This is a genomic window from Candidatus Cloacimonas sp. (genome assembly GCA_039680785.1).
Classification (GTDB): domain Bacteria; phylum Cloacimonadota; class Cloacimonadia; order Cloacimonadales; family Cloacimonadaceae; genus Cloacimonas.
The window spans coordinates 17,163-41,138 of record JBDKSF010000099.1 but is presented as its reverse complement, the minus strand read 5'-3'; the positions used below and the strand labels follow the sequence as shown (position 1 = coordinate 41,138).

The window sequence follows — 23,976 nt, the reverse complement described above, 5'->3', positions numbered from 1 at the left end:
ACTCTAAACCGATTCTTTCGAACATTGCAACGAGATTTGTATAGCAACAGTAAAATTAGTTCCCTGCCTTTTACTGTTAAAGCTGAAGTGTTTTGGCTTTGACTCTAAACCGATCCTTTTTGTGTTGAAACGAGATTTACATAGCAACATTATATGTAGTTCATTGCCTTTTACTGTTAAAGCTGAAGCTCGGTTTAGAGTTAAAACAAAACTTCTTTTCAATGGGAGATGCTTTTTTTATTCTTGTCTTACAGCAAAAGTTGTTCTTGTTTTAACTCTCAATTTTGAAGTTGGTAAAATGTTTAAAATGCCGTTGCCAGAAAAATAGTGAGAGGAAACTGCTAATTGGGCTGGCAAAGGCAAAATTGAAAGTCAAAAGCAAGCATTGTGTTACGGCAAAATGGAAAATCAAAGCCAGTTGCCTATTTACAAAAAACGGACAATGCTTTCCAGCGGTTTTCTCTCACTGCTATTGGCAAAACTGCTTACTGCCTTGGAATAAAGAGCTTTTTTATCTTTCGGATAACCCAAAGGAGCCATAGCCACAATTCTCCAACTATCAGGAAGTTCCAAATATGCCTTCAGTTTCTTTTCCGAAAAAGCAGCCAGCCAACAACTTTCAATTCCGTAACTGCGTGCATATAACAACAACTGATGAAACGAAATGGCTGTATCCACCAAATAATAGTCCTGGCCGTTAATTTTGATGTTATCTTTCAAATCGGCGCAGGCAATAATCAAACAAGGCGCTTGGCGGATAAAAAAATTGGATAACCCGATCAATCCACAGTGCAAAGCCAGTTTTTGAATTTTGGCATTTTCCGTCCAAACCAGATATCGCCAGGGCTGACGGTTTTGCGTGGAAGGCGCTAAATGTCCCGCTTCCAATATATCTTGGATTATTTCGGCAGGAATGGGAGTAGGTAAAAAATCGCGCACACTGTGTCTTTCCCAAATCATTTCTTTGGCATCCATAGCTCCATATCCTCTTTAGTATTAACATTTTTTAATATTCCGGAGTCCTTTACGGGGATATCCACAACCGGCAAACCACAGGTCTGAATGATATATTGTAAGCCCCGGTTCTTATCTTCCGCTTCCAGATTAAGCTCTGAAGGGATAATAATCGGGTGACCTTTTTGCCGATTGAAAACGGGACGGATAACAGCCAATGGGCTCAAAATATGCGCATCCATTATGCTTTGAACAGTTTCAGAATGAACAAATGGAAAATCTACCGGAAAAACAAGATAGCCACTATTTTGCTGTTTACTTTTCAGTTCGCTTACAGCTAATCGTAAAGTAGCTAACATATCAGGAGTATTTTTATACTTTGCTACAAAAATATCTTGTATGCCCGCTTCCGTTAAAATGTTCCTTATCTGTTCTATAAAGCTTATCCCCATAATGCTAATTTCTGCTTTGGGTAAACCAATTCGACTTCCTTTTCCGGAAGCCAGAATGATGGCAGTAACTTTCATCCCTTTGCCCTAAGCTCTCAGCTCTCTGCCCTCAGCTATTATTAAATTCCTCAATTGCTTTATCCAGTTCGGATAGATTATTTTCAAAGGTCTCAGCCCAATATTCCGGTTCCCACTGTTGTAAAATTTCCGTATAGGTCTTTCCCTGTTGTTCCACCCAAGTATAATATTTGAGGTTATGTATGCGTTTTTTATCCCGATAATTCAATTCCAGCAGGTTATCGTAACTTTGCTTATTTAGGGCTCCCTCTCTATCCAGAGCTGCCTGCCAATCAGTATATTCACCTTTTAACGCTGTCTGTTCTTGTAAGCGAGAACGATACATTTCAGCGCTATCCGTAAACACGGTAAAGATAATATCCTGCTCGTTATATTCATAATATTTCGCCATTTTGACGGCAGCCAAAAGATTGCAAAGAGAAGAAATGCCCAAAAGATTCAGTTTATCAACCAAAATGGGATCAATTCCGCTTTGCTTCAGATATTTTATTCCTTCCGGTTCATTAAACAAACGCAAAAGCCGTAAACAGTCCTCATCGTGAATGGCGCTAACCATATCTGTATTACGCACATTATGAATCCAAGGTATATGTTTGTCGCCGATGCCTTCAATGCGATGTCCACCAAAACCATTCATCAACAGAGTGGGGCATTCCAAAGCTTCGCTGGCATTGATTATGAGCGAGGGAAAATGTTTTTTTAAGTAATCACCGGCGGCAATGGTTCCAGCGCTGCCCGTGGCGCTAACATATCCACTAAAACGATCACCCTGTTTTTTAACCAGTTCAAATGCCTCATAAATGGCATTACCGGTTATTTGATAATGCCAAAAAGAGTTGCCAAATTCATCAAACTGATTTAAGATAACATAAGCAGGATCATTGCGCAATTCGTCGCATTTATCGTAAATTTCTTTAACATTGGATTCGCAACCCGGAGTGGCAAAAACCTCGGCTCCAATTTCCCGTAACCAGTCAAAACGCTCTTTACTCATTTCTTCCGGTAAAATGGCTACAGCTGGACAAGCCAATAGGGCACAATCAAAAGCGCCTCCTCTACAATAATTGCCTGTAGAGGGCCAAACGGCTTTGTGAATTTCAGGATCAAAAGTGCCGGAAATTAAACGCGGAATCAAACAACCGTAAGCGGCACCCACTTTATGTGCTCCCGTAGGAAAATATTTACCCACCATACCTATAATTCTGGCTTTCACACCTGTTAGTTCAGAAGGAATTTCCACAAAGTTGGGCTTGCCGAAAAGTCCGGTATTTATATCATTTTTCCAAGTGATCCGAAACAAGTTTAAAGGGTTTATGTCCCAAAGTCCCACGGATTTTAGTTGCTCTTTAATTGCCTCCGGAATAGTATCTGGAAACATCTGTTGGCGAATTGTCGGCAGAATTATTCCCCGTTCTTTACAGCGCTGGGCATTCTTTTTAGCAACAACGGGGTCTATTTTAGTAATCAATTTTGGCATATATATCTCCTTCAATGTCCAATAAGACCAAAAAAAGGATTGGACTTTTTTGTAAAGTTATTTGGTTTTTAGAGAAATCCTTTTAATTTGGCAACTGGGTCTTGCACTTTACTGTTCAATATCATCGCGGCAATCACGAAGGGCTTGTAACCCGCTTCCTGATAAGTATGATAACGGTATCTTTCAAACACGCTTTTAGAGACCTCTCCCTGGGCACAACTAATTTCGCTTATATCGGCTGGCAGACAGTGTTCATAAAGGGCTTTACCGTTTTTGGTCAATTTCATCATCTCTTCATCACATTCCCAATCAATAAACTGCTCATTATTTGCCAAACACATTTGTTCCAGTTCGTGCAGACCTTGTCTGTTACCAGCTTTGAGCAAATTTGTTCTTTCCTGCATCACAGCCATCGGAGCCCAACTTTTAGGATAAACCACATCGGCCTCTTTAAATGCTTCTTCCATATAGTTAGTTACGGCAAAGGAACCACCGTTTTCTTTAGCAAAAAGAGAAGCACTGTTTAAGGTCTCAGGAAGTAAATCATAGCCCTCAGGATGAGCCAAAACTACATTCATTCCGAAGCGAGTCATCAGATTTATCACTCCCTGAGGGACGGAAAGCGGTTTTCCATAAGATGGAGAATATGCCCAGCTCATAGCCAGTTTCTTGCCTTTCAGGTTTTCCCAGCCACCAAAATAATCCTTTAGTTTCAGCAAATCGGAAAGCGCCTGAGTAGGATGATCCAAGTCACATTGTAAATTCACTATAGTTGGTCTTTGGGCTAAAATACCGTGAAGATAGCCATCGGAAACTGCCTGCGCCACTTCCAGCATATAGCTGTGTCCCTCGCCGGGATACATATCATCACGGATGCCAATTACTTCCGCTAAAAAAGATATCATATTTGCCGTTTCACGCACTGTTTCTCCGTGAGCAATCTGACTTTTCACTTCATCCAATTCTGCCAAGGCAAGCCCTAAACCATTTACGGCAGAAGCAAAACTGAAACGAGTGCGCGTGCTGTTATCTCTGAAAATGGAAATTGCCAAGCCATAATCAAAAATACGCCAGGGCTTCTTTTCCTTATGCAGACATTGTAGTATTTCAGCCGTTAGCATCACTGCTTTCAGGTTATCCACGCTATTTTCCCAAGTTAATAAAAAGTCCTTGCCAGACAAATCCGGCTGCAGGGTTTCCAGCTCTTTAATCAGAGCGCTTGCTCTTGCGCGATTATCCATATTTACCTCATTTTCCCTTTACTAAAAAGGATCAGAAAATATTTAATCAAACAAATTGGAATGCGAGCCAATCCTAATCAGGATTAAGACCTCATCTTGTATTCTATAAAGCAACAGAATGTTAGGAGATAAATGACATTCCCGGCATTCACTTTTATCACCTTTCAATGGATGATCTTTAAAATGGGAGGGTAGAGGTTTTCCTGACACTAAATAAGCTAATGCCTCTTTTAATGCTTCTTTAAGGTCTTGATTTGTCCGATATTTCTTGTAATCTCTCTTAAATTGAGAAGTATGGCTGATTTTGAGCAAATCAACTCTCTAAAGAATTCAGGAAGTCATCAATATTACTATAAACCGGCAGTTTTTCCGGATGTTTGGATTCTTCAATTGCCTGCAGAGTTTCTTTATTAGGTTTCGTTGGTTCCTGTATTAAAAGCAGGTTAAATAATGTTTCCTGATTATAGGAAAAGAAACCAGAAAATCGGCAGGAAGTATTTGTATAATCAAGATAACCGATTTGATTGGCTGTATTGGTTATTATTCCAAAACTAATTGATTTATTTAGCATATCTCCATCCCTCAAAAGTAGGTGTATTCTGAAAAATTACCTTATCCTCGTTATGATGTAAAGAAAGCGTCCCTTCCGAAATAAATAAGTGTTTACCGCCCTCAATACTTTGAATAAGAGCTCTTTTACACCAGTAATCAGTAAACTCCTTTTTTTTCAACAGTTTTTTGGGATCAAAAGGGATATCAAGTTCCAGTTCCCTGGCAATAGTTTCCAAAATGGCATTGATCAGTTCTGCATTTTGTTGATCCGCTTCTTCCACTACTAATCCTAAATCCCTGGCATCTTTAATATTAATTGTATAATCGTGACTTCCGGAATCTGTACATAGGAAATTGACAATCTTTTCTTTATGGCCTTCCGGAATATGAAAATCCAATAACTTATTAGCAAGCATTTTTATCTGAGCTCTGGCTCTATAGACCTCTCCCAAAACCAAAGGATGAATTTTTTCTGAAAGCACTTTTACCACCTCTGCCAGTGCCTGATCGTTTTTAATTCCGAATTCTTTTTTTACTAATTCTATGTAGCCATTAATAGCTTCAACACTAACAGGGATAGTATGTCCAGGCATATTGGGGATGGCAGGATTTAATGGTGTATTGATATTGGGATCAATCGGTCCTAAAGTTGACTGCCTGGTCATTACAATGAGATTTGAACCTAAGCACATTAAAGTTCCCGCACTATGAGCTTTGGAAGGAACAATTATTTCCAGTTCTTCACAATACTGACGCAATAAATTAACCAAACTCCAAGCTGCCAGAGTATTTCCACCTCTGGTATAAAGAAATAAAGAAAGTTTATTTAGCTTGGAGCCCTTAGACATTTTTTCCAGATGTTGAGCAAAAAAACTATGGACCTCCTGATGAATCTGCGTTTCCCAGCCAGGTCTGTCTCCTGTTACATAAATCAGGACTTTTGTTTTGCGCAAGGTCTCCAACTGTTGCAGAAGTTCTTCCCGCTTTTGTTTTGGTTCCATTTTTATTTCCTTATTTTAGATAAGAATTAATTTATTTCCTTTGTTTCACTTCTTTGTTTATGTCAAGCTCAAATTTTGCAGAAGCGAATGAATGAGTATTTCACTCAAATACAGCAGATTTATTTTTATCACCGATACCTTCAAAAATCAACTTTGAACTCCCGCACTTTGAACTCCCGCACTTTGAACTCCCGCACTTTGAACTCTCACTATTTCACACTTTTTCTTCATATCCAGGTCATTTATAATGATATAATGCCTGTTTTACTCCCTTAGCGGATTCGGAAAGAGTAAAATAGCCCTTATTTTTGGCATCCCAGCAAATGGCTTCACCTTGTGGTTCAGTTAGATACGGCAGAGATTTGGGATTCTGAGAGAGGGCTATTATGTGGTTATTACCCATCTTAACTTTATATTTGTAGATTCCGGTATAGGTCTTAATCAACAATCGTTTTCCATTATCACTTAAATCGGCTGCCGTAACCCAGGATATGGGTAAAGAGCAAATTCTTTCTGCCTGGTTACTGTCCTTAAAATTGAAAGGATAAGCAATGCGATATATGCCTACCTGTTCTTCTCTTTTGCTGATAATGTAAAGGTCACCGGTTTTAGGTTCCCAAAATAGGGCTTCGGCATCGCGAGGTCCATCTGCATAGCAAACCTCAATGGTATCCACTTTGCCAATTTGGATAAGATCTTCTTGCGGCACAATTTGTGGTTCTTTTATGCGATAAATATACACGGATTTGTATTTTGCGTTATTATCGCCAATATCGGCTATGTAAATATAACTTTCTCCGCTATAAGGGTCTTGGGCAACGGCAATATCTTCCCAATCACGGTTTACTACATTATTTATCCTTAAAGTATCCAGTAAACTACCATCTGTTTTAAGGGCATAAATTTCAGCTTTATTACCGGAATCGTTATGACTCCAGAGCACTTTTTCGTTCCTTTTGCCCAAGTCAATTCCAGATGCTTCGTTCAGCGCCTCTGTGCGTAAAATATATTCCTTCGGAGGATGGTTTACCAACGCAAATAAAGCTATGGCTGTAGCCAACAGGAGAAAGAAAACAATTCTTTTCAGCATTCATACCTCTATGTTTACGGAAGAGTGACATCTTGTCAACCCTCCTTCCCAAAATCTGATTGTTACATTATTTCCAGGTCACCATTAGAAACAATTGGGGAAGATTATAAGCCGGATTCTGTGCTTTCGGTTTCCCGAAAGTGATGTTCATCCATCTGAGATGTTTTTTACAAAACACCTTAAGCTGCCTACCCGAAAGCGATGCGGGCAACATCATAGCTTTTCTATTTGGCATTGCACCGAATAAGGCATTCCTGGCTATCTTTGTCACCAAAGATACCGGTGGTCTCTTACACCGCCATTTCACCCTTGCCGATTCAGAAAAACTGAAGGGCGGTTTATTTTCTGTGGAGCTATCTCTGTATTACTACAGCTTCCCGTTAGGAAGTATTCTGCCCTTTGGTGTCCGGACTTTCCTCTGCATTGAATGTGCAGCGAACATCTAATCTTCCCTTTTTAAAATATAATTCAAAATGCCCTCAAAGCAAATTGAACTTCACTTTGCGGGATTAGATGGATACATTGTCAGCGTTTTCTTCAAAATGATTCATCAAAATGCGTCCGCAATTTTCGCAATAGATAATCTTTTTTCGCAATTGCAATTCAATGCGCATTTGTTGACGAATCACAAAACCGCAGGCACCGCAAGAGCCATCACGATTATAAGCGACTGCCTGATTGTTTTTATGTTTTATCATATTTCCGTAATGTTTAACGATTGGAACGGGTAAAGTGCGTGCCAGTTCATTTCTTTGATTGCGAATTTCTTCAATTTTGGTTTCCAGGGAGGCAATTTGTTCTCTCAAATCGCTTTCTTTTTCTTTTTGGCGAGTTTCGGCTTTTTGCAATTCATTTTTGGCAGCGGCTACTTTTTCTTTAATTTCGTTTTCCTTTTCCATCAATTCCAGCAGGGTAGATTCAATATTGGAAATTTTCTCTTTAATATAGGTGATTTCGCTGTTTAATGCCTTATATTCCTTGTTATTTTTAATTTCCGAAAGTTGGGCGGCATATTTCTTGCTTTGTTCCTGCATCTGTTTAATATCCAATTCCAAGGCGCGCTGTTTTTTGTTTAGTTCGGCATGTTCGGTTTCGATGGCAAGCAGGTTGGCAGTTGCTTGTTCTACGCTTTCTATAATTTCGTTTAATTCTTTGGGCAGTTCTTTTTGCAAAACCCGATAGCGTCCGATTTGATCGTCCAGGATTTGCATTTTGGCAAGTGTTCTTAATTCTTCTTCCATTGCTTACTCCTTAAATAACATACTTAGATCCAGTGATTTATATGAATGTGTGAGGGCTCCGGAAGAAATAAACTGAACTCCCGTTTCGGCATAAGTACGGATATTATCTTCCGTAATTCCGCCCGAGACCTCAAATTCCAATACTTCTTTATATTTTTTGACGGCTTTTCTTATTTGTTCGGGAGTCATATTATCCAGCATAACTCTATCCACGCCAATTTTTGCCGCTTCATCAACTTCTTTCATATTAGTAACTTCCACTTCAATTTTGTAGCTGATGTTATGTTTCCGAATGCGCTTTACCGATTCCGTTATCGATCCGCAAGCGCGAATATGATTTTCTTTGATCAATACCATATCAAATAACCCAAAACGATGATTATAGCCACCCCCAACCCGAACGGCATATTTTTCCAGAGAACGCAGCAGGGGAGTTGTTTTTCGGGTATCTAAAAGTTTCACTTCCGTTCCTTCCAGAAGAGCAACATATTCAGCCGTTTTAGTGGCAATTCCGGAAAGTCGCTGCATAAAATTTAGGGCAGTTCTTTCTCCTTGTAAAATGGAAGAAGGTCTGCCTTCCAAGCGCATAATTTCTTCCTGAGGAACTACTTTATCTCCGTCTTTACTGTATAAAGTAATTTTAAGATCGGCATCCACCATCTTGAAAACTTGTCTTGCTATATCCACGCCGGCTAAAATTCCCGGTGCTTTAGCAATAATATAGGCAAGAGAGGTTTGAGGTTCCAAATCCAGATAGCGGGTAGTTATATCGCCCGTCCCTATATCTTCTTCCAAGCTTTTTCTGATTATTTCATCTAAAAACACCCTTCCTCCCAGGTAAAAAAAAAGCATTTGCGAGGGGCAAATGCTTTTCGACGACTATTTCTTCATTTATGTTTAATTCATATAACTTCTTGTTTTGATAACACATATAATATTCTTCCTTACGATTAAGAGACATTTTTTGGCAATCTTTCCATCTGTCAAGACAAAATATAAACCGCTCCCGTTTTTTTTGCCTTGACGAAATTGGGGCATAAAGATTTTTTGCTTTATTATGAAATTTCTGGGGGCCTATAGCTCAGTTGGTAGAGCTACCGGCTCATAACCGGTTGGTCGGGGGTTCGAGTCCCTCTGGGCCCACCATTTTTTCTCCCGTTTTTTATAATTTCAAGTTCCTGCGCAGGCAGGAATAACACAAGAGAGGAAGTTCAATGAAACTCCAAGTTCTGGCTATCTGTTTGTTGCTGATAGCTTTACCACTTGCTGCCACAAAATATGCGGGAGAGATTTTTGCCATTAGTCCCGGCGTTCTTTCTTCCGCCATGGGCTCTACCGGGCTTACTTATGAGGATAGTTTTTCCGCCGGTTGGTGGAATCCTGCTCTTTTAGGTCTGATTTCCGATAACGGAATTGAACTTATGCGTTGTGAACATTTTGAGGGCTTAATGGCTCAAAATCAGCTGGGTTTAATCATCGGTTCCTCTACCAAGACCTCTTTTAATCTCAATCATTTAAGCATCGATAAAATTAAGCTTACACAGCTGGAAAATCCTAATGACAGTTTAGGTAACGATAATCGTCCGTTTGTTTGGAAAACCATCAGCAACGAGGATTTCATTCTTTATGCGGGTTTGGCAAGGCAGGTTAACAGTAAATTGTATTTAGGGCTTTCTCCCAAGGTGGCTTACAGATCTTTGGCTGAAAATAGCGGATATGCTTTTGGAGCGGATATTGGAATGCTTTGGCAGATCAATCAAAAAGCTCGCTTAGGGGTTAATCTGCGTGATTTTTTCAGCACTCAAGTTCTTTGGGAAGGAGGCGAGCACGAAACCGTGATTCCCAATCTGGATCTGGAAATGGGCTATAATTTTTCTCCAGTTGCCAAAATTCCGGTTCATCTTTCCCTACGCAGTGAAATTTTAATGGAAAATAGAGAAGCAACTATCGAAACGGGAGATATGAGCGCCGATTTTCATGCTGGCATTGCCATTCAACCAATTTCCAATTTGCGTTTGCTTGCCGGTTACGACATTGATTGTTTCACGGCTGGAATTAGTTTAGCTTATAAACAATTGGGCTTAAATTATGCCTTTCGTAACGGTGCGGAAGACGATTTGGGCTATTCTCAAAGAATTTCCGCTTCGTATCAATGGTAAAAAAGTCAATCGCTCTTTTAGGGGCGACGGGTTCCATCGGAACCTCCACTTTGGCTGTTGCGGAAGAACAAAATATTCCTATCGTTCTGGCTTCTGCCCATAAAAATTATCCATTATTGCTAAATCTTGCCCAAAAACACAAGATTCCCTGTCTTATCTTTACGGGAATTGAAGACCCGGTACTTCAATCAAAACTGAAAACAGAAAATTCAGCGTTTAAAATATACTTTGGCGAAAACGAACTCATTAAAGCATTGGCTAATGAAAATTATGAAATTGCGTTAAATGCCATAGCCGGTTCGGCAGGATTGCGTTATAGTTTTGCCATCTTAAAACGCCACAAATACTTAGCTTTGGCAAATAAAGAATCCCTCGTTATGGGTGGGCACATTTTAACCAAAATGCTTTCTGATAAACCAATTTTACCTGTGGATAGCGAACTTAGCGCACTTTTTCAAGCAATCGGAAAACATCCCGCCCACGAAATTCGGCAACTGCATCTTACTGCCTCCGGAGGTATTTTTCGTGACCTGCCTTTGGAGGATTTTGCTAAAATCACTCCTCAGCAAGCGCTGAAAAATCCCAATTGGACAATGGGAGCCAAAGTTACACTGGATTCGGCAACTATGTTTAATAAGGCCTTGGAAGTTATGGAAACGCATTGGCTGTTTAATCAGCCCTATTCTAATATCCAAGCGGTGATTCATCCTCAATCCCTTATCCATTCGCTGGTGGAATTTATTGATGGCTCTTTTTTAGCTCAAATAAGCAATCCGGATATGAAACTACCAATTTTATATGCCCTTTCCTGGCCCCAAAGAGTTCAATCGCAACTTGTGCAAACGGATTTAACCTCTCTTGCGCCTTTAACTTTTAAAGAAATTGATCCACAACGCTATCCTTTATTTTATTTAGGGTTGGAAGTAGCCAAAACCGGAGGAATTTACCCCACCGTTATCAATTCTGCGGTGGAAGCGGCATCTTTTCTTTTTCTGCAAAATAAGATACCTTATTTAAAGATGTGCGAGCTTGTAAAAAAAGCGCTGGATGACCAAGCACAAATTTCTGAACCCGAGCTGGAAACCATTATGGAGATTAACCAGCAGACCTATCAAAAAGTGCTGCAACAAATAAAATAGTCAGACGACAAAATAACAAGATCCTTTTGCGGTAACACAATGCTTGTTTTGACTTTCAATTTTGCCACTGCCAACCCAATTGCCAGTTTCCTCTCATTATTTTTCTGGCAACCGCATTTTAGACATTCTCCCAACTTCAAAATTGAGAGTTAAAGCAAGAACGACTTCTGTTGTAACACAATGCTTGTTTTGACTTTCAATTTTGCCCCTGCCAGCCCAATTACCAGTTTCCACTCATTATGTTTCTGCCAACCGCATTATAAACATTTTCCCAACTTCAAAATTGAGAGTTAAAATAAGAACGACTTCTCTGTAACACAATGCTTGTTTTGACTTTCAATTTTGCCACTGCCAGCCCAATTACCAGTTTCCTCTCATTATTTTTCTGCCAACCGCATTATAGCTATTTTACTAACTTCAAAATTGAGAGTTAAAGCAAGAACGACTTCTCTGTAACACAATGCTTGTTTTGACTTTCAATTTTGCCACTGACAGCCCAACTATCAGTTTCCTCTCATTATTTTTCTGACAACCGCATTTTAAACATTCTCCCAACTTCAAAATTGAGAGTTAAAATAAGAACGACTTTTGCTGTAAAATAAGAACAAAAAAGCATCTACCAATGGAAAAAGAAGTTTGTTTTTAACTCTAAACCGAGCTTCAGCTTTAACAGAAAAAGGCAGGGAACTACATATCTTGTTGCCTCACAAATCTCGTTTCAATACAAAAAGGATCGGTTTAGAGTCAAAAGCAAACGAGAACATAGAGTCATCAAACTTTAGTTCATGAATACAGAGATATTGATTTAGGAAAAAATGTATTTGACATAAACATAAGGATGATTAATATAGAATTAGAGTCGATTATATTGATAAGAAAGGATATGTTAAAATGAATACGCTCAAAGTTTCTATTAATCCAGCTATCTTAGAGTGGGGTATTCTCAGATCAGGTATCCCAAGGGAAAAATTGGAAAAAAAGCTTCCCAAAATTAATCTATGGATAGCAAAACAAGATAGACCTACTTTAAAGCAGCTGGAAGATTTATCCAACACTTTACATATTCCTTTTGGTTATTTCTTTTTGGAAAATCCTCCTTTAGAACGAATTCCCATTCCCTTATTCCGGACTAAAAATGAAACTCAAAATAGTCAATTCAGCACTGAGTTCATTGACACCTTATATGAAATGCAACGCAGACAGATTTGGTTGAAAGAATATCTAATAGAGAGTCATTATGAACCATTACCTTTTATAAGCTCTTGCACTTTAAATGATGACCCTGTTCAAACGGCTGATAAAATTAGGAACGAGCTTAAAATAAATGATGAATGGGCAAAAAAATTTACTACCTGGAACGATGCTTTACTATCTTTAAGAGAAAAAGTTGAACAAGCAAGAATATTTTTTGTGGCAAACGGAATTGTTAAAAATAATACCCATCGCCCGCTAAATGTTAATGAATTTAGAGGTTTTGTGTTAGTAGATAACTATGCACCTTTAATATTTGTAAATAATGCCGATTGTAAAGCAGCACAGATGTTTACCATAGCTCATGAATTAGCTCATTTATGGATTGGAGAAAGTGCCGCTTTTGATTTAAGAGGAATGCAACCTGCCCAAAACGCTAAAGAAGTATTTTGTGATAAAGTGGCTGCTGAGTTTTTAGTCCCTGCCAAGATACTGAAAGAAAAGATAAAAGATATACCTTCACCGGATATATTTACTTTAATAAGCAGGTTAAGCAGGGAATTTAAAGTAAGCGAAATTGTTATAGCCCGTAGATTGTTGGATTGCAAAAGAATAAATAAAGAGCAGTTCTTCACAGTTTATAACAAATCTTTTGAAAGACAGAAAGAAAAGACCAAAGATAAAGGTGGTGGAGATTATTACCAAACCCAAAGTGTAAGAGTAAGCAAGCATTTTCTCCAATATGTAGTACAAGCTCTAAATGAGGGCGTTTTACTATATACTGATGCTTATCAACTTACGGGACTTAATAGAAAGACCTTTGATAATTATGTTGATAGGGTTTTGGAAAATATATGACAATTGAAAGGCCAGTTTATGTTTTAGATGCCGATGTTTTTATAGAAGCACATAAAAGATATTACTCTTTTGATATTGCTCCAGGATTTTGGGCAGCACTGCTTAAGTATGCTAAACAGGGAGAAATAATTAGTATAGACAAAGTTCAAGATGAAATAAATGATGGTTATGACCTTAAAAATCCCAATGAACCTGATGATTTAGCAATTTGGGCTACGGAACAATTCCAACCATATTTTATGACTACAAAAACAGAGGAAGTTCTACAAGAATATAGCAAAATGATTATTTGGGCTCTTAATAATGATTATTACGGCCCGGCAGTGAAATATAAATTTGCTGATTATAAAAAAGCCGATTGTTGGGTTATTGCTTATGCGAAAGCTTATAATAAAACCCTGGTTACGGATGAAATATATAGCAATACTAAAAAGAAAATTCCTATTCCAAATGTATGTAAGGAATTTGATGTGCATTATGTAAACACTTTTCAAATGTTACGCAATTTGGGCATTATTCTAAATTGAAACAAGTTGAGAGAAAATTCTGAGCTTTACTTCATAAATAAATAGATTTGATATTAAAGACAACACTGATTTTTTACCAAGTAACACGATGCTTGTTTTGACTTTCAATTTTGCCCCTGCCAGCCCAACTATCAGTTTCCACTCATTATTTTTCTGACAACTGCATTGTAGCTATTTTACCAACTTCAAAATTGAGAGTTAAAATAAGAACGACTTCTCTGTAACACAATGCTTGTTTTGACTTTCAATTTTGCCACTGACAGCCCAATTAGCAGTTTCCACTCATTATGTTTCTGGCAACCGCATTATAAACATTCTCCCAACTTCAAAATTGAGAGTTAAAGCAAGAACGACTTTTGCTGTAAAATAAGAACAAAAAAGCATCTACCATTGGAAAAAGAAGTTTGTTTTTAACTCTAAACCGAGCTTCAGCTTTAACAGTAAAAGGCAGGGAACAAAATATTTTGTTGCTTTGTAAATCTCGTTTCAGTGTTCGAAAGGATCGGTTTAAAGTCAAAAGCAAACGAGAGATGCTTCAGCTTTGATAGTATAAGGCAAAGGAAAAAAATATACTGTTGCTCTGTAAATCTCGTTTCAGTGTTCGAAAGAATCGGTTTAGAGTCAAAAGCAAACGAGAGATGCTTCAGCTTTGATAGTAAAAGGCAAAGGAAAAAAATACTGTTGCTATACAAATCTCGTTTCAATACAAAAAGGATCGGTTTAGAGTCAAAAGCAAACGAGGCCTGAACGAAAGGATCGGTTTAGAGTCAAAAGCAAACGAGCCCCCCCTTGCAAGCCACTCATCGTTTTGTCCTCATCCACACCTCCTCCTCTCCTCCTTAACGATGAGTTGAGGACGGGAGGAAGAGGAGAGGCGTAAGAGGAAAAAGCAGGTAACCAGCAGTAAGGCAGTGAGGGGCAAGAAGATATGCAGTTACTGAACGGGGATGATTCTTTCCACCACTGGCGCCAGGTTAAAAGCGATTCTCAAAATACCGTTGATGTAGCTGATTTTGGGATTCTCCTTATCGATGCTGATTTCGGGAAAGTAAATTTTGCGGTCAAATCTGCCCGTTTCAATTTCCATATTATAGTAGCAGAGGATAGAATTGCAATTAGGAAAGCTTCTGGTTCCGCTGATTCTAATGTATTCCGGAGAAATGGAGATGTTGATTTCTTCTTTTTCCATGCCAGCCAATTCGGCAATGACTACCCAGCTGGAATCGGTTTGAAAGACATCGCATTTGGGGTGCCAAACATCATCTATGGCGTCTTCAATAGCCAACGGGCTGTCAGTTAAGGCAGATACCTCACCGATCAGTTTAAGCATTTCCCTTTGGATTCCTACGATGTTGGAAAAAATTCTTTCGCGCATAATAAAACTCCGTTTGTTTTAATACTCGCTGCGTTCTCTAAATGTCCACACCACTTCTTTATCGGGAGCGATATCAAAGCTGAAAGTGACTTTATCGTTATCATCTTTAGTGTATTTATAATCTGCTTCCACAATGCTGGTATTGGAGGAGAGCTGGTGAGTTACTTTGATGGTTTTTTTAGCTTCCGAATTATTCCTTAAGGTGATTTGGATAAGGCGTTCGGAAACTTTTTTGGAAATTTGTGTCTGTTCTTTCACACGAGTGGAGGCAACCAAGTCAAAAGCAGTTCCGGTGTTGATGGAGACCTCTTCATTTTTGGAAGTGTGTTTGATGCTGTCTTCGCCGATAAATTCCTGATTGCCGTCGGTATCTTGTTTATATACCCTGATAATGCCTTGGGGAAGTGGTATTCCGGCACCGTTTTCTTTGGTATTTTTGAACTTGATCATACTGTTCACGCCGCTGCCATAAGTAATATATTCATATTCGGCGTATGCTTTAATGTTTTTGGGTGGATACAATTCCAGCTGTTTGGTTTGGTTATTGGCAAAGGAGATTTTTTGATCCAAGGAATACATATGAAAATCGTGAAAGGCCTTTTCTTCAAAAGAAGGAGCTGCGGATCCTGCAGCCGTGGCTTCATCATAATTTATCAAGTCCCTTCTTTTTCCATAATAAGCAGCATAAACACGATTCACATCACCCGCGATAAGCTTCAAATTTACATTGTTGAATGCTTTGCCGGAAGTGTTGTTGATGGTAACCCAGGAATTAAATTGTAAGGTCTTTTCGTCCCAAACCGTGTTGTATGTTACATTCCAGCTAAAGCCACCCGTTAAATAAGTCATCTGAACAGGGTATTTGGCTTTTTTGGGAGCAATGATGCTCCAGTGCAGGGTTGGTTTGGTGTAAAAATTTTCCGGTAGTTCTGCCAGCTGAATCCATTGGGTTTCACCTTCTGCAATAACGAGTAAGCGATTGGTCGTTTTTTCAAGGATGCCAATGCTACCTTGGTTGTAAAATTTGAGCGTGCCGGTTAATTTGGATTGGTCTTTGGTTATAACCACAACTTCTCTATCCAGATATTTAGACATAATTTGCCCTTTGTCGGCTAAATCGTATTCGTAATTCTGCTCCGCTATGCGAATTCCTCCGCCGCTGACAATTACGGAGGTGGGGTCTATTCTGCTGGTTATATCGTTAAAATTGATATCTTGTCTGTTTTCTTTCAGTTCCAAATTAAAACTCGAACGGACTAAAGATAGATCGTTATTGTATATCGTTAGCCAATCTTCCGCACAAAGCGGAATGAGGAACAGCAAAAGGGTTATAGTGATGAGTATGTTTTTCATTGTATCTCCTTTTAAAATGACGAATTTTTTTATGTTCCAACCTTATAATACAAACTAATCCTTTTACCTATGATGTCAAGGGAAAAGGTGAAAAATTTGGCGGGAATTTAGTTGGGAAGCGTTGTTTACAAAATGCTGGGCGGCGGAACGGCGTCCGCCGGGTACTAAAAAAGCCATATCTACCCTTCTAACCCAAAATAGAATTACACCCAAAATTATCACTGGGTTTCACCTTTTCACTTTTCCACTTTTCCACTTTTCCACCCTTCCACTTTTCCACTTTTTTCGGCGGAACGGCGTCCGCCGGTACCTAAAACTATCCCCGTGTTTTACTTTGTCCCCTCCCGACCCCTTGACCCCTTGACCTCCCGACTTCTTGACCCCCCGACCTCCCGACCTCTCGACCCCCCGACCCCCCGACGATAAAACTTGACGAAATTAGTAGGTTATTAAATAAGCGAAAACAGTGTCCATATATATAGGGATGACAAAACTAAAAAAGCAGGTGACAAATATGGCTAAATATTATGAATCCCCTTATATTTCAGGAAGTAATCGTCTTGATGATGAGCCCTTGGCTCCTCCCATGAAGATTGGTGATTGGCTGTTAGTTTTGATTTTAATTTGTCTTCCAGTGGTCAATATTATAATGCTGATTATCTGGTCTTTGGATAAAAAAGGTAATCCAAGCAGGCGAACTTTTGCGATAGCGATATTAATTTTGATGGCTGCCTTGATTGTGCTTTCCGGATTTTATTTCGGTCAGATGACAGGGTGGTATTTAAAGATAATAAATGAGTTATAACTAAAGGAGTAAGTATGAAGTATCTCGATCTGGCAATGAATGCGGCAGAAGCACTGGGAGCTGAATATGCCGATATCCGCATTCAGAAAACATTTGATCAGGTGATATATCTGCAAAACCTATCCCTAAAACATACCAGTAATGATGTGCAACAAGGATATGGCATCCGGGTTTTTAAAAATGGCGCCTGGGGTTTTGCGCATAGCAATGTTTTTAGTGATGAGGCGGTTTTAGCCACGGTAAAAAAGGCATACGAAACCGCAATTCTTTCTGCGGAAGTGAATAAAGACAAAAAATTGCGTTTAGCTCCGGAACGCAGTTATCTTGCCACTTATCAGACACCCGTGAAAATCGATCCTTTTAAAGTGCCACTAACGGAAAAGATAGACCTGTTGATGGAAGTGAACAGAACAATGCTTGCTTACGAAGGAATCAAGCAAGCCCGTTCTTTATTGATAATGCATAAGGATGAAAAACTTTTTGCCAATACTTTAGGAACAAAGTTAGACCTTTCCACTCAGTTTATCAATCCGATGATTACGGCTATTGCCGTTACGGAAAATGACAGCCAAAGCCGCACTTTTGATGAAGGTGGAAAGGCGATTGGTTGGGAATGGATTTTGGAACTGGATTTAATTAATATAGCCAAACAAACTGCCGAAGAAGCGCTAATCAAAGTTAAAGCCGATACCTTGGGTGAAGAACAGCGCCGAACTTTAATTCTTGATCCCAATCATCTGGGTTTGACGATGCATGAAAGTGTTGGCCACGCTACCGAATTGGATAGAGTTTTGGGTTGGGAAGCTGATTATGCCGGTGTTTCTTTTGCCACTCCGGAAAAATTGAACAACTATAGATACGCCAGTGAGCTGGTTAATTTTGTGGGAGATAACACTTTGGAGGGTGGTCTTGCCACTCTCGGTTTTGACGATGATGGTGTTCCTGGACAGAAATGGTATATTATTAAAGATGGTATTTTGAAAGAATATGGCAGCACAAGAGACACAGCTTTGGAAATTGGTTTAGATGCTTCCCGTGGCTGTAATCGTGCCACTTACTATTTTAATCAGCCCATAAATCGGATTCCCAATTTATATATGCTGCCTGGAACCAAACCCTTAACTCCGGGCGAGCTTATTGCCGATACGGAAGACGGGGTCTATATTCAAGGGAGAGGTAGTTATTCTATCGATCATCATAGAATTAACTTCCAGTTTGGCGGTGATTTCTTTTGGGAGATAAAGAACGGAAAACTGCTGCGTCCCTTAAAAAAAGTAATCTACAAGTCCTATAATCCAGAATTTTGGAATAGCTGCGACGCTATCTGTGATGAAAGATTTTGGCGTCCTTTCGGAGTGGTAAATTGTGGAAAAGGTCAACCACCTCAAACTGCCAGAATGACCCATGGTTCTGCGCCTGCAAGATTTCGCAATATCCGGGTAGGAGGTTCACAATGAATAGCGAAAAAATAGTAAAATATATCCAAACAAACTGCCAAGCGGATGATTGGTCCCTAAATATTTTTGAGGATGACAGCCACGAAACGCGTTTTGCCCAAAATTGCATTACTCAACACATTGCCGGCGCCACGAAAGAAATATCTTTAAGCGTTTCTTTCGATGGCAAAAAAGGTAGCTGCTCAATTAATCAGGATGATGAAGAAAGTTTGGCATATTTGCTGAAAACAGCTGAAGACATTGCAAAATTGGCACCGGTAGATCCGGAATTCGTCCCTTCGGAAGGGAAAAAGAATATCCCGGCAGTCGTTAATTGCGATCCTGAAACCAGAGCTCTGCAGCCAAAACAATTGGTGGATATTGTGCAAAATAGCATCAATGAAGCCAAAAAATTCGGAGCAACCGTTTCCGGCTTAACGGAAAAACATATAAATTCGAATTGCCTATTTACGAAAAATGGTTTTGCCGGTGAATATGAATATAGCGATTTTGGCCATTCTATGACCCTAAAAAAAGAAGAAGTGGAAACAAAGGTTTCGTATGAGGCCAAAAAATTCGCCGATTTTAAGCTAAATGACCTTTGGGAAAAATTGCAACATCAGGCAACTACCCTTGCCGTTAAACAAGAGTTTGAACCACAAAAAATAGCCGTTATTTTGCGTCCCGTTGCTTTACAAGAATTATTGTGGTTTATGGGTTGGATGATGGACCGCCGCCAGTCAGACGAGGGCTTTACACCCTTTACGGATAAAATAGGTAAACCCTTTTTCGGGGAAAAATTCAGCTGGTTTTCAACTATGCAACAGCCAAAACTTTTAGCTTTGCCCTATTCTTCCGATGGTATTATCTCCGAAGAAATTCCCTGGGTGGAAAAGGGTGTGTTAAAAAATCTTCCGGTCAGCCGCTACTGGGCAAAAAAAATAAACAGCAAACCCAGCAACGCATATAATATGTATATTCCGGGCGAGGGATACACGGAAGAAGAAATGATGAAAATGGTTCCGCGCGGGCTAATTGTAAACACTTTTTGGTATATTCGTAGCGTGGATGTAAAAGCAGGTGAATTTACCGGAACAACGCGGGATGGAGTTTGGTATTTTGAAGATGGTAAAATTAAGTATGCAGTAAACAATTTACGCTTTAATGAAATCCCTCACGATGCCACGTGTAGAATTATTTCCACAGGCAAAAGTGAGCTTGCATTGCCGACTTCAATGCTTCCGGCTATGTTGATAGATAACTTTAATTTTGTGGATAAAACATCTTTTTGAAAGAAATGATTTGACAGAAAATACAAAATTAAAAAAGAGTGTTTCAAATGCGATTCAACATTCACCCTAAGCCAGTTCCTTTTGTTTCGGGAGTGCCTTTGGACCAGAATGTTCTATCCCGTTAATAAAAGGAGATACCAAATGCCAGACAGAACACTTATTTGCCAGGACTGCTCCAAAGAATTTGTCTTCACCGAAGGTGAACAAGAATTCTATAAGGAAAAAGGCCTTCAAAACGAGCCCAAACGCTGCCCTGATTGCCGTAAAGCAAAAAAGGCACAGTTTAACCGCAACAGACGCAGACAATCTAACTAAGAAAGTTTATTAATCTGTTAACGCCACTGCTAATCTGCGGTGGCGTTTTTGTATGCCTTTTCCAGATAAAAATAGATTTCACGCAGATTGCACAGATTTTTGAGAAAAGAGAATTCAGCCAATAAAGAAATCCTTAAGCTGCCCAGATTCAATTTATTGCTTCAAACTCTTGCTATCTTTTTTCCCTTTGAAGGTTATAGCAATCCCCATCTTCTTCTGAAAAATAGTTCCAAACAAAAAGTAAAAATGAAGAGAGCGATAACATACCATCTTTTATAGAGGGGAATTTCTTTGCGGGAGATTTGTGCGATAGTTTTTGCAGGCACAGGGTGGAAGGATTCAAGGTTTGTATTGAACAGCAGTTTTCCCCCCGTTTCATTTGCCAACCAAGAAAGCAGTGATAGGTTATAGCCATAATCCCTGGTTTCAATGGAGGTATCGGAGACCATAAATTTGCCTTTGGTGCTGTTCCCACTTTCTTTATCCGCTATTTCAAAGCTATAAGTTCCCGGTTCTGAAAGTTGCAGATTAATGATATAATCATCTTTTTCGCGTTTGAGAAAATCGGAAAAGACCTCTTTTTTATCTTTATCCATAATGCGAATTTGCGGATTTGCATTGAGACGACTTTGCCGAATCTCATTTTCATTGCGCAAACGGATCCTGATTTCCTCTCCCTGAAAATAGCTATTGTTATAAATGGCGGTATAGGCACCCGTGCTTTTATTACTAAGCCAAGTTAAACAATTGCTGATGAGTTTTGTATAGCCCTCTTCGCCACTTTGCATTTGCCAACGCCAAAGGTTTAAGGTGGCAAAGGCGATTGAATGAGCTGTTCCTATCGTTTGCACAACGATGGCAGGCGAATTTTGCGGATTATTGATGGTCGCTAAAATCTCAGTTCCCGGGCTGGCGGTTACATAATAATAATCCAAGGGGGGAATTTCTTTGGCGTTTAAGGTTAAGCTGTTGATCATAGGATAATTGGCTGCGGCAGGAGTAGGAACCAAAAAACCTTGGTAAGTAGCGGTAATATTGGATTTTTGAATAGGCAAAATATCTGCCAATTCGCTTACCGGAAAGCCCTGGTAAAGAATTCCAATTCCTTTCATAAAGGCATTATGGATAAAAGCAGCCGTTGCCGTATTTAGGTTAAGCATACCGTTATTGATGATAATGATGGCAGCCAAGTTATTGGTATCCAGTTTATTTACTAAGGTCTCACCGCTAAAAAGATGCCCATTTCTGTTCAGATAACTTTCTGCCGTCCAGCGCGCATTTGTGGCAATGGCATCCAAAGTAAATTTATTATCCCAGGCAGGTTTATCGGAAATGAGCACTATTCGCTGTTTTTCCGATAGCACTTCCATAGCCCCCGGAAAAATGTTGTTATTAATTTGGCTTTCACCTTGCAGAGGAAGAACTTCTACTTTCCAAGGGAAAAAACCGATGCTATTGAAGCGATGCGTAAAATCTATACTGGTAGTAACGCCGTTTTCCAGCTTTACTTTTTGCCGGGAGATGATTTTATCTGCCAAACTAAAACGGATTTCTGCATTACCACTGTAATTTTGCGCAGAAATCTCTGCCCTAATTGTATTGGGTTCATTTCTGTAAGCATAGCGATTATAACGCACATTGGCAATGGCAATATCCGGAGTGGGATTCACAGTGCTATCTGCCAAAACATAAAATGGACATCCTAATTGTTGAACAGAGCTTAAGGATTCATCTCGCAACCATCCATCGGAAGCCAGAACTATTCCTTCCAGATTTTGCAAATTTTTTTGCTTGCTCAGTTCTTTTAAGGTAGGAGCAAGCAAAGTAGTGTTGGCATCACCTTCTAAGCCATTGGCGAAGGTCTTGTGGATGACCTCATATTTGCTGTCGGAGAACTTATTCTCTATGTTTTGCATCAATGGCTTCAAGTGCTGTGCTTTGGTAACGGAATTATGCTTTAATTCCATACTTTTAGAATTATCTTCCAGCACCAGAATTCGAGGTGAGATATTTTTATGCTGCGTGTAATATAGTATCGGGCTAAGCAAAAGCATCAGCAATAGCGAGAGAGAGATAAATCTGAGGAGGAATAATACGCCTCTCCGCTTTTTTGCTATCTCCGGATTGGTCTGATAATTCATATATCCGGAAATTAACAGAGAAAATAGGACGATTAGAATGTATTTCAGCATTAAATACTGACCCTGATATAGCTTCCGATAGCCAGTCCTTTGGATTTATAACCTGGAATAAGCTGTTTGTAACTTTGCACTCCTAAGCCAATTTCACCGGTATTTGTATGGAGGCCAATAGAGTAACTTATGCGCCAAGGGTAATTCTTATTTCCAAATCCAATGCCAATGCCGAGAGGTAAAACTTTAACGGGCGAAACCTGTGCCGCAAGGGAAAGACGCCCAATATTGCTATTCGTGATGGAACTTTTCATACCCTGTAAATAATCCACGGAAAAATTTGCCTTCTTATATGTATAAAGCGCACTTAAACGCATCTCCAAAGGAAGTTCCGTAGAATAGGAATCAATATCTACCGTTTCAGTTGACGCGTCGTAGAATTCATCATCGATATTGGCTACATAAACATCATTGGCGGTAATGTGGATATTTCTTTCTTCGGCGGTAAGGGGCCAGGTAATTTTACCGAAAAGATTATCCAGCGTGAAACCCACTTCCAAATTGGGAGTAACATCACTTGCCAATCCGAGCATCGCTTTTTGCCCAAAACCACCAATGCCTGTTTTTAGAGAAATATCCTGCTGTAAATCCACTCCTTCCATTGAGGTATTGAAATAGCCATAAAATTCATCCATTTTCGCATTTCCTACTCCTACTAACGCACTTAGTGAAAAACCGGCACGAATATCAGGAACGGATTCTGGCAGAAAAGGAAGCGTATAATTTCCCATCCCAAAAGTAAGATCAACATAGCTTAATACATTCATATCCGTAGTGCTTTTATCAAATACATACAAAGAGTCACTATTACCATAAAGAAGCAAATCCAGATATCGTTCCGAAAGATTCAGTTTGCCGGTTATATGTAAGGAACTGGAAAGGACAATATTATCAAAGGCAAAACCCAGGATGCTGACATTGCCTTCTACCAAAGAACGCAGAGAACCATCTATTTTATTTAGAATCTTCTCCTTATCCGCTTCCTCCAATACATCTTTACTTACCACATAGTTATAAGTATCCAAATCCAAAGCGTTGTTATTTACACACAAACCCAAATTTGCCAGAGGAATCCAAAAATCTATTCCTTTCTCCGGTTTGATATTGGCAGGATTCCAGTAAGCGGCTTCTATTCCTTTCGCACGGAGCATATAGCTATCAGCAAAAAAGATAGATTTACCTGTGTTAAAACCATTTAGAGCAGTCAAAGCAAGCAGGCAGAAAAGCAGGATCAAACTATATTTTCGCATT

General features: G+C 39.4%; 22 protein-coding genes, 1 tRNA gene and 1 other RNA gene. 9 read left to right on the top strand and 15 right to left on the bottom strand.

Features of this window, described 5'->3' with window-relative positions; all coding sequences use genetic code 11:
* Positions 1-426: 426 nt before the first annotated feature.
* The 11 genes from ABFC98_07420 to nadC form a co-directional block, all read right to left on the bottom strand.
* Entirely contained in the window at positions 427-975 is a 549-nt protein-coding gene (locus tag ABFC98_07420) for a nitroreductase family protein (GenBank protein MEN6445855.1), read from the bottom strand.
* Positions 957-1,481, bottom strand: coding sequence for an NTP transferase domain-containing protein (locus ABFC98_07415; protein MEN6445854.1), 525 nt, complete (start codon positions 1,479-1,481; stop codon positions 957-959). The genes ABFC98_07420 and ABFC98_07415 overlap by 19 nt, the downstream gene beginning before the upstream one ends.
* Before the next feature lie 31 nt (positions 1,482-1,512).
* Positions 1,513-2,958 carry a pyridoxal-phosphate dependent enzyme gene (locus ABFC98_07410; protein ID MEN6445853.1) on the bottom strand — a complete coding sequence of 482 codons (1,446 nt, stop codon included), beginning with the start codon at positions 2,956-2,958 and terminating at the stop codon, positions 1,513-1,515.
* Positions 2,959-3,026: 68 nt separating this feature from the next.
* The gene (gene ygeW / locus ABFC98_07405; GenBank protein ID MEN6445852.1) at positions 3,027-4,199 is read right to left on the bottom strand and encodes a knotted carbamoyltransferase YgeW; all 1,173 of its coding nucleotides are present in this window, start codon (positions 4,197-4,199) and stop codon (positions 3,027-3,029) included.
* Positions 4,200-4,241: 42 nt separating this feature from the next.
* The gene (locus ABFC98_07400) at positions 4,242-4,511 is read right to left on the bottom strand and encodes a type II toxin-antitoxin system YafQ family toxin (GenBank protein ID MEN6445851.1); all 270 of its coding nucleotides are present in this window, start codon (positions 4,509-4,511) and stop codon (positions 4,242-4,244) included.
* A gap of 1 nt (position 4,512) precedes the next feature.
* The gene (locus ABFC98_07395) at positions 4,513-4,770 is read right to left on the bottom strand and encodes a hypothetical protein (protein ID MEN6445850.1); all 258 of its coding nucleotides are present in this window, start codon (positions 4,768-4,770) and stop codon (positions 4,513-4,515) included.
* Positions 4,760-5,752 (bottom strand): serine protease, encoded by a 993-nt coding sequence (locus tag ABFC98_07390; protein MEN6445849.1) that lies wholly within the window; start codon positions 5,750-5,752, stop codon positions 4,760-4,762. The genes ABFC98_07395 and ABFC98_07390 overlap by 11 nt, the downstream gene beginning before the upstream one ends.
* A 238-nt stretch (positions 5,753-5,990) precedes the next feature.
* Entirely contained in the window at positions 5,991-6,842 is an 852-nt protein-coding gene (locus ABFC98_07385) for a hypothetical protein (protein ID MEN6445848.1), read from the bottom strand.
* A gap of 92 nt (positions 6,843-6,934) precedes the next feature.
* Positions 6,935-7,296, bottom strand: an RNA gene (gene rnpB, locus ABFC98_07380) — RNase P RNA component class A.
* 55 nt (positions 7,297-7,351) lie between these two features.
* A complete protein-coding gene (locus ABFC98_07375; GenBank protein ID MEN6445847.1) occupies positions 7,352-8,083 on the bottom strand; it encodes a C4-type zinc ribbon domain-containing protein in 732 nt (243 codons plus the stop codon).
* Positions 8,084-8,086: 3 nt separating this feature from the next.
* Positions 8,087-8,908, bottom strand: a complete 822-nt coding sequence (gene nadC / locus ABFC98_07370; protein ID MEN6445846.1) for a carboxylating nicotinate-nucleotide diphosphorylase — start codon at positions 8,906-8,908, stop codon at positions 8,087-8,089.
* A 245-nt stretch (positions 8,909-9,153) separates the two neighbouring features.
* Between nadC and ABFC98_07365 the strand changes: the two genes are divergently transcribed.
* The 5 genes from ABFC98_07365 (at position 9,154) to ABFC98_07345 (ending at position 13,957) form a co-directional block, all read left to right on the top strand.
* Positions 9,154-9,229 (top strand) — tRNA-Ile (locus ABFC98_07365).
* A 68-nt stretch (positions 9,230-9,297) separates the two neighbouring features.
* Positions 9,298-10,242: a hypothetical protein gene (locus ABFC98_07360; protein ID MEN6445845.1), complete on the top strand. Its 945-nt coding sequence runs from the start codon at positions 9,298-9,300 to the stop codon at positions 10,240-10,242.
* On the top strand, positions 10,236-11,381 hold the full coding sequence (gene dxr / locus ABFC98_07355; GenBank protein ID MEN6445844.1) for a 1-deoxy-D-xylulose-5-phosphate reductoisomerase: 1,146 nt from the start codon (positions 10,236-10,238) through the stop codon (positions 11,379-11,381). The genes ABFC98_07360 and dxr overlap by 7 nt, the downstream gene beginning before the upstream one ends.
* Positions 11,382-12,272: 891 nt before the next feature.
* The gene (locus tag ABFC98_07350) at positions 12,273-13,430 is read left to right on the top strand and encodes an ImmA/IrrE family metallo-endopeptidase (protein ID MEN6445843.1); all 1,158 of its coding nucleotides are present in this window, start codon (positions 12,273-12,275) and stop codon (positions 13,428-13,430) included.
* Positions 13,427-13,957, top strand: a complete 531-nt coding sequence (locus ABFC98_07345) for a DUF4411 family protein (protein MEN6445842.1) — start codon at positions 13,427-13,429, stop codon at positions 13,955-13,957. The genes ABFC98_07350 and ABFC98_07345 overlap by 4 nt, the downstream gene beginning before the upstream one ends.
* Positions 13,958-14,891: 934 nt before the next feature.
* Here ABFC98_07345 and ABFC98_07340 read toward each other — a convergent pair.
* Complete coding sequence (locus tag ABFC98_07340; protein ID MEN6445841.1) at positions 14,892-15,332, bottom strand: Hsp20/alpha crystallin family protein; 441 nt, start codon at positions 15,330-15,332, stop codon at positions 14,892-14,894.
* Positions 15,333-15,350: 18 nt separating this feature from the next.
* Positions 15,351-16,685 (bottom strand): DUF4139 domain-containing protein, encoded by a 1,335-nt coding sequence (locus tag ABFC98_07335; protein MEN6445840.1) that lies wholly within the window; start codon positions 16,683-16,685, stop codon positions 15,351-15,353.
* Between the two features lie 514 nt (positions 16,686-17,199).
* Between ABFC98_07335 and ABFC98_07330 the strand changes: the two genes are divergently transcribed.
* The 4 genes from ABFC98_07330 (at position 17,200) to ABFC98_07315 (ending at position 20,533) form a co-directional block, all read left to right on the top strand.
* On the top strand, positions 17,200-17,490 hold the full coding sequence (locus ABFC98_07330; GenBank protein MEN6445839.1) for a hypothetical protein: 291 nt from the start codon (positions 17,200-17,202) through the stop codon (positions 17,488-17,490).
* A gap of 14 nt (positions 17,491-17,504) precedes the next feature.
* Positions 17,505-18,947: a TldD/PmbA family protein gene (locus ABFC98_07325; protein ID MEN6445838.1), complete on the top strand. Its 1,443-nt coding sequence runs from the start codon at positions 17,505-17,507 to the stop codon at positions 18,945-18,947.
* On the top strand, positions 18,944-20,218 hold the full coding sequence (locus ABFC98_07320) for a metallopeptidase TldD-related protein (protein MEN6445837.1): 1,275 nt from the start codon (positions 18,944-18,946) through the stop codon (positions 20,216-20,218). Before ABFC98_07325 ends, ABFC98_07320 begins: the two co-directional genes overlap by 4 nt.
* 141 nt (positions 20,219-20,359) lie before the next feature.
* Positions 20,360-20,533, top strand: a complete 174-nt coding sequence (locus ABFC98_07315; GenBank protein MEN6445836.1) for a zinc-ribbon domain-containing protein — start codon at positions 20,360-20,362, stop codon at positions 20,531-20,533.
* 194 nt (positions 20,534-20,727) lie between these two features.
* Here ABFC98_07315 and ABFC98_07310 read toward each other — a convergent pair whose 3' ends face one another.
* Complete coding sequence (locus tag ABFC98_07310) at positions 20,728-22,725, bottom strand: hypothetical protein (protein ID MEN6445835.1); 1,998 nt, start codon at positions 22,723-22,725, stop codon at positions 20,728-20,730.
* Entirely contained in the window at positions 22,725-23,975 is a 1,251-nt protein-coding gene (locus ABFC98_07305) for a DUF5723 family protein (protein ID MEN6445834.1), read from the bottom strand. The genes ABFC98_07310 and ABFC98_07305 overlap by 1 nt, the downstream gene beginning before the upstream one ends.
* Position 23,976 lies beyond the last annotated feature (1 nt).

Bases quoted from the DNA above. Each gene is read 5' to 3' on its own strand.
- ABFC98_07420 (MEN6445855.1), bottom strand. From the start codon at position 975: ATGGATGCCAAAGAAATGATTTGGGAAAGACACAGTGTGCGCGATTTT.
- ABFC98_07415 (MEN6445854.1), bottom strand. From the start codon at position 1,481: ATGAAAGTTACTGCCATCATTCTGGCTTCCGGAAAAGGAAGTCGAATT.
- ABFC98_07410 (MEN6445853.1), bottom strand. From the start codon at position 2,958: ATGCCAAAATTGATTACTAAAATAGACCCCGTTGTTGCTAAAAAGAAT.
- ygeW (MEN6445852.1), bottom strand. From the start codon at position 4,199: ATGGATAATCGCGCAAGAGCAAGCGCTCTGATTAAAGAGCTGGAAACC.
- ABFC98_07395 (MEN6445850.1), bottom strand. From the start codon at position 4,770: ATGCTAAATAAATCAATTAGTTTTGGAATAATAACCAATACAGCCAAT.
- ABFC98_07390 (MEN6445849.1), bottom strand. From the start codon at position 5,752: ATGGAACCAAAACAAAAGCGGGAAGAACTTCTGCAACAGTTGGAGACC.
- ABFC98_07385 (MEN6445848.1), bottom strand. From the start codon at position 6,842: ATGCTGAAAAGAATTGTTTTCTTTCTCCTGTTGGCTACAGCCATAGCT.
- ABFC98_07375 (MEN6445847.1), bottom strand. From the start codon at position 8,083: ATGGAAGAAGAATTAAGAACACTTGCCAAAATGCAAATCCTGGACGAT.
- ABFC98_07360 (MEN6445845.1), top strand. From the start codon at position 9,298: ATGAAACTCCAAGTTCTGGCTATCTGTTTGTTGCTGATAGCTTTACCA.
- dxr (MEN6445844.1), top strand. From the start codon at position 10,236: ATGGTAAAAAAGTCAATCGCTCTTTTAGGGGCGACGGGTTCCATCGGA.
- ABFC98_07350 (MEN6445843.1), top strand. From the start codon at position 12,273: ATGAATACGCTCAAAGTTTCTATTAATCCAGCTATCTTAGAGTGGGGT.
- ABFC98_07345 (MEN6445842.1), top strand. From the start codon at position 13,427: ATGACAATTGAAAGGCCAGTTTATGTTTTAGATGCCGATGTTTTTATA.
- ABFC98_07340 (MEN6445841.1), bottom strand. From the start codon at position 15,332: ATGCGCGAAAGAATTTTTTCCAACATCGTAGGAATCCAAAGGGAAATG.
- ABFC98_07335 (MEN6445840.1), bottom strand. From the start codon at position 16,685: ATGAAAAACATACTCATCACTATAACCCTTTTGCTGTTCCTCATTCCG.
- ABFC98_07330 (MEN6445839.1), top strand. From the start codon at position 17,200: ATGGCTAAATATTATGAATCCCCTTATATTTCAGGAAGTAATCGTCTT.
- ABFC98_07325 (MEN6445838.1), top strand. From the start codon at position 17,505: ATGAAGTATCTCGATCTGGCAATGAATGCGGCAGAAGCACTGGGAGCT.
- ABFC98_07320 (MEN6445837.1), top strand. From the start codon at position 18,944: ATGAATAGCGAAAAAATAGTAAAATATATCCAAACAAACTGCCAAGCG.
- ABFC98_07315 (MEN6445836.1), top strand. From the start codon at position 20,360: ATGCCAGACAGAACACTTATTTGCCAGGACTGCTCCAAAGAATTTGTC.
- ABFC98_07310 (MEN6445835.1), bottom strand. From the start codon at position 22,725: ATGCTGAAATACATTCTAATCGTCCTATTTTCTCTGTTAATTTCCGGA.
- ABFC98_07305 (MEN6445834.1), bottom strand. From the start codon at position 23,975: ATGCGAAAATATAGTTTGATCCTGCTTTTCTGCCTGCTTGCTTTGACT.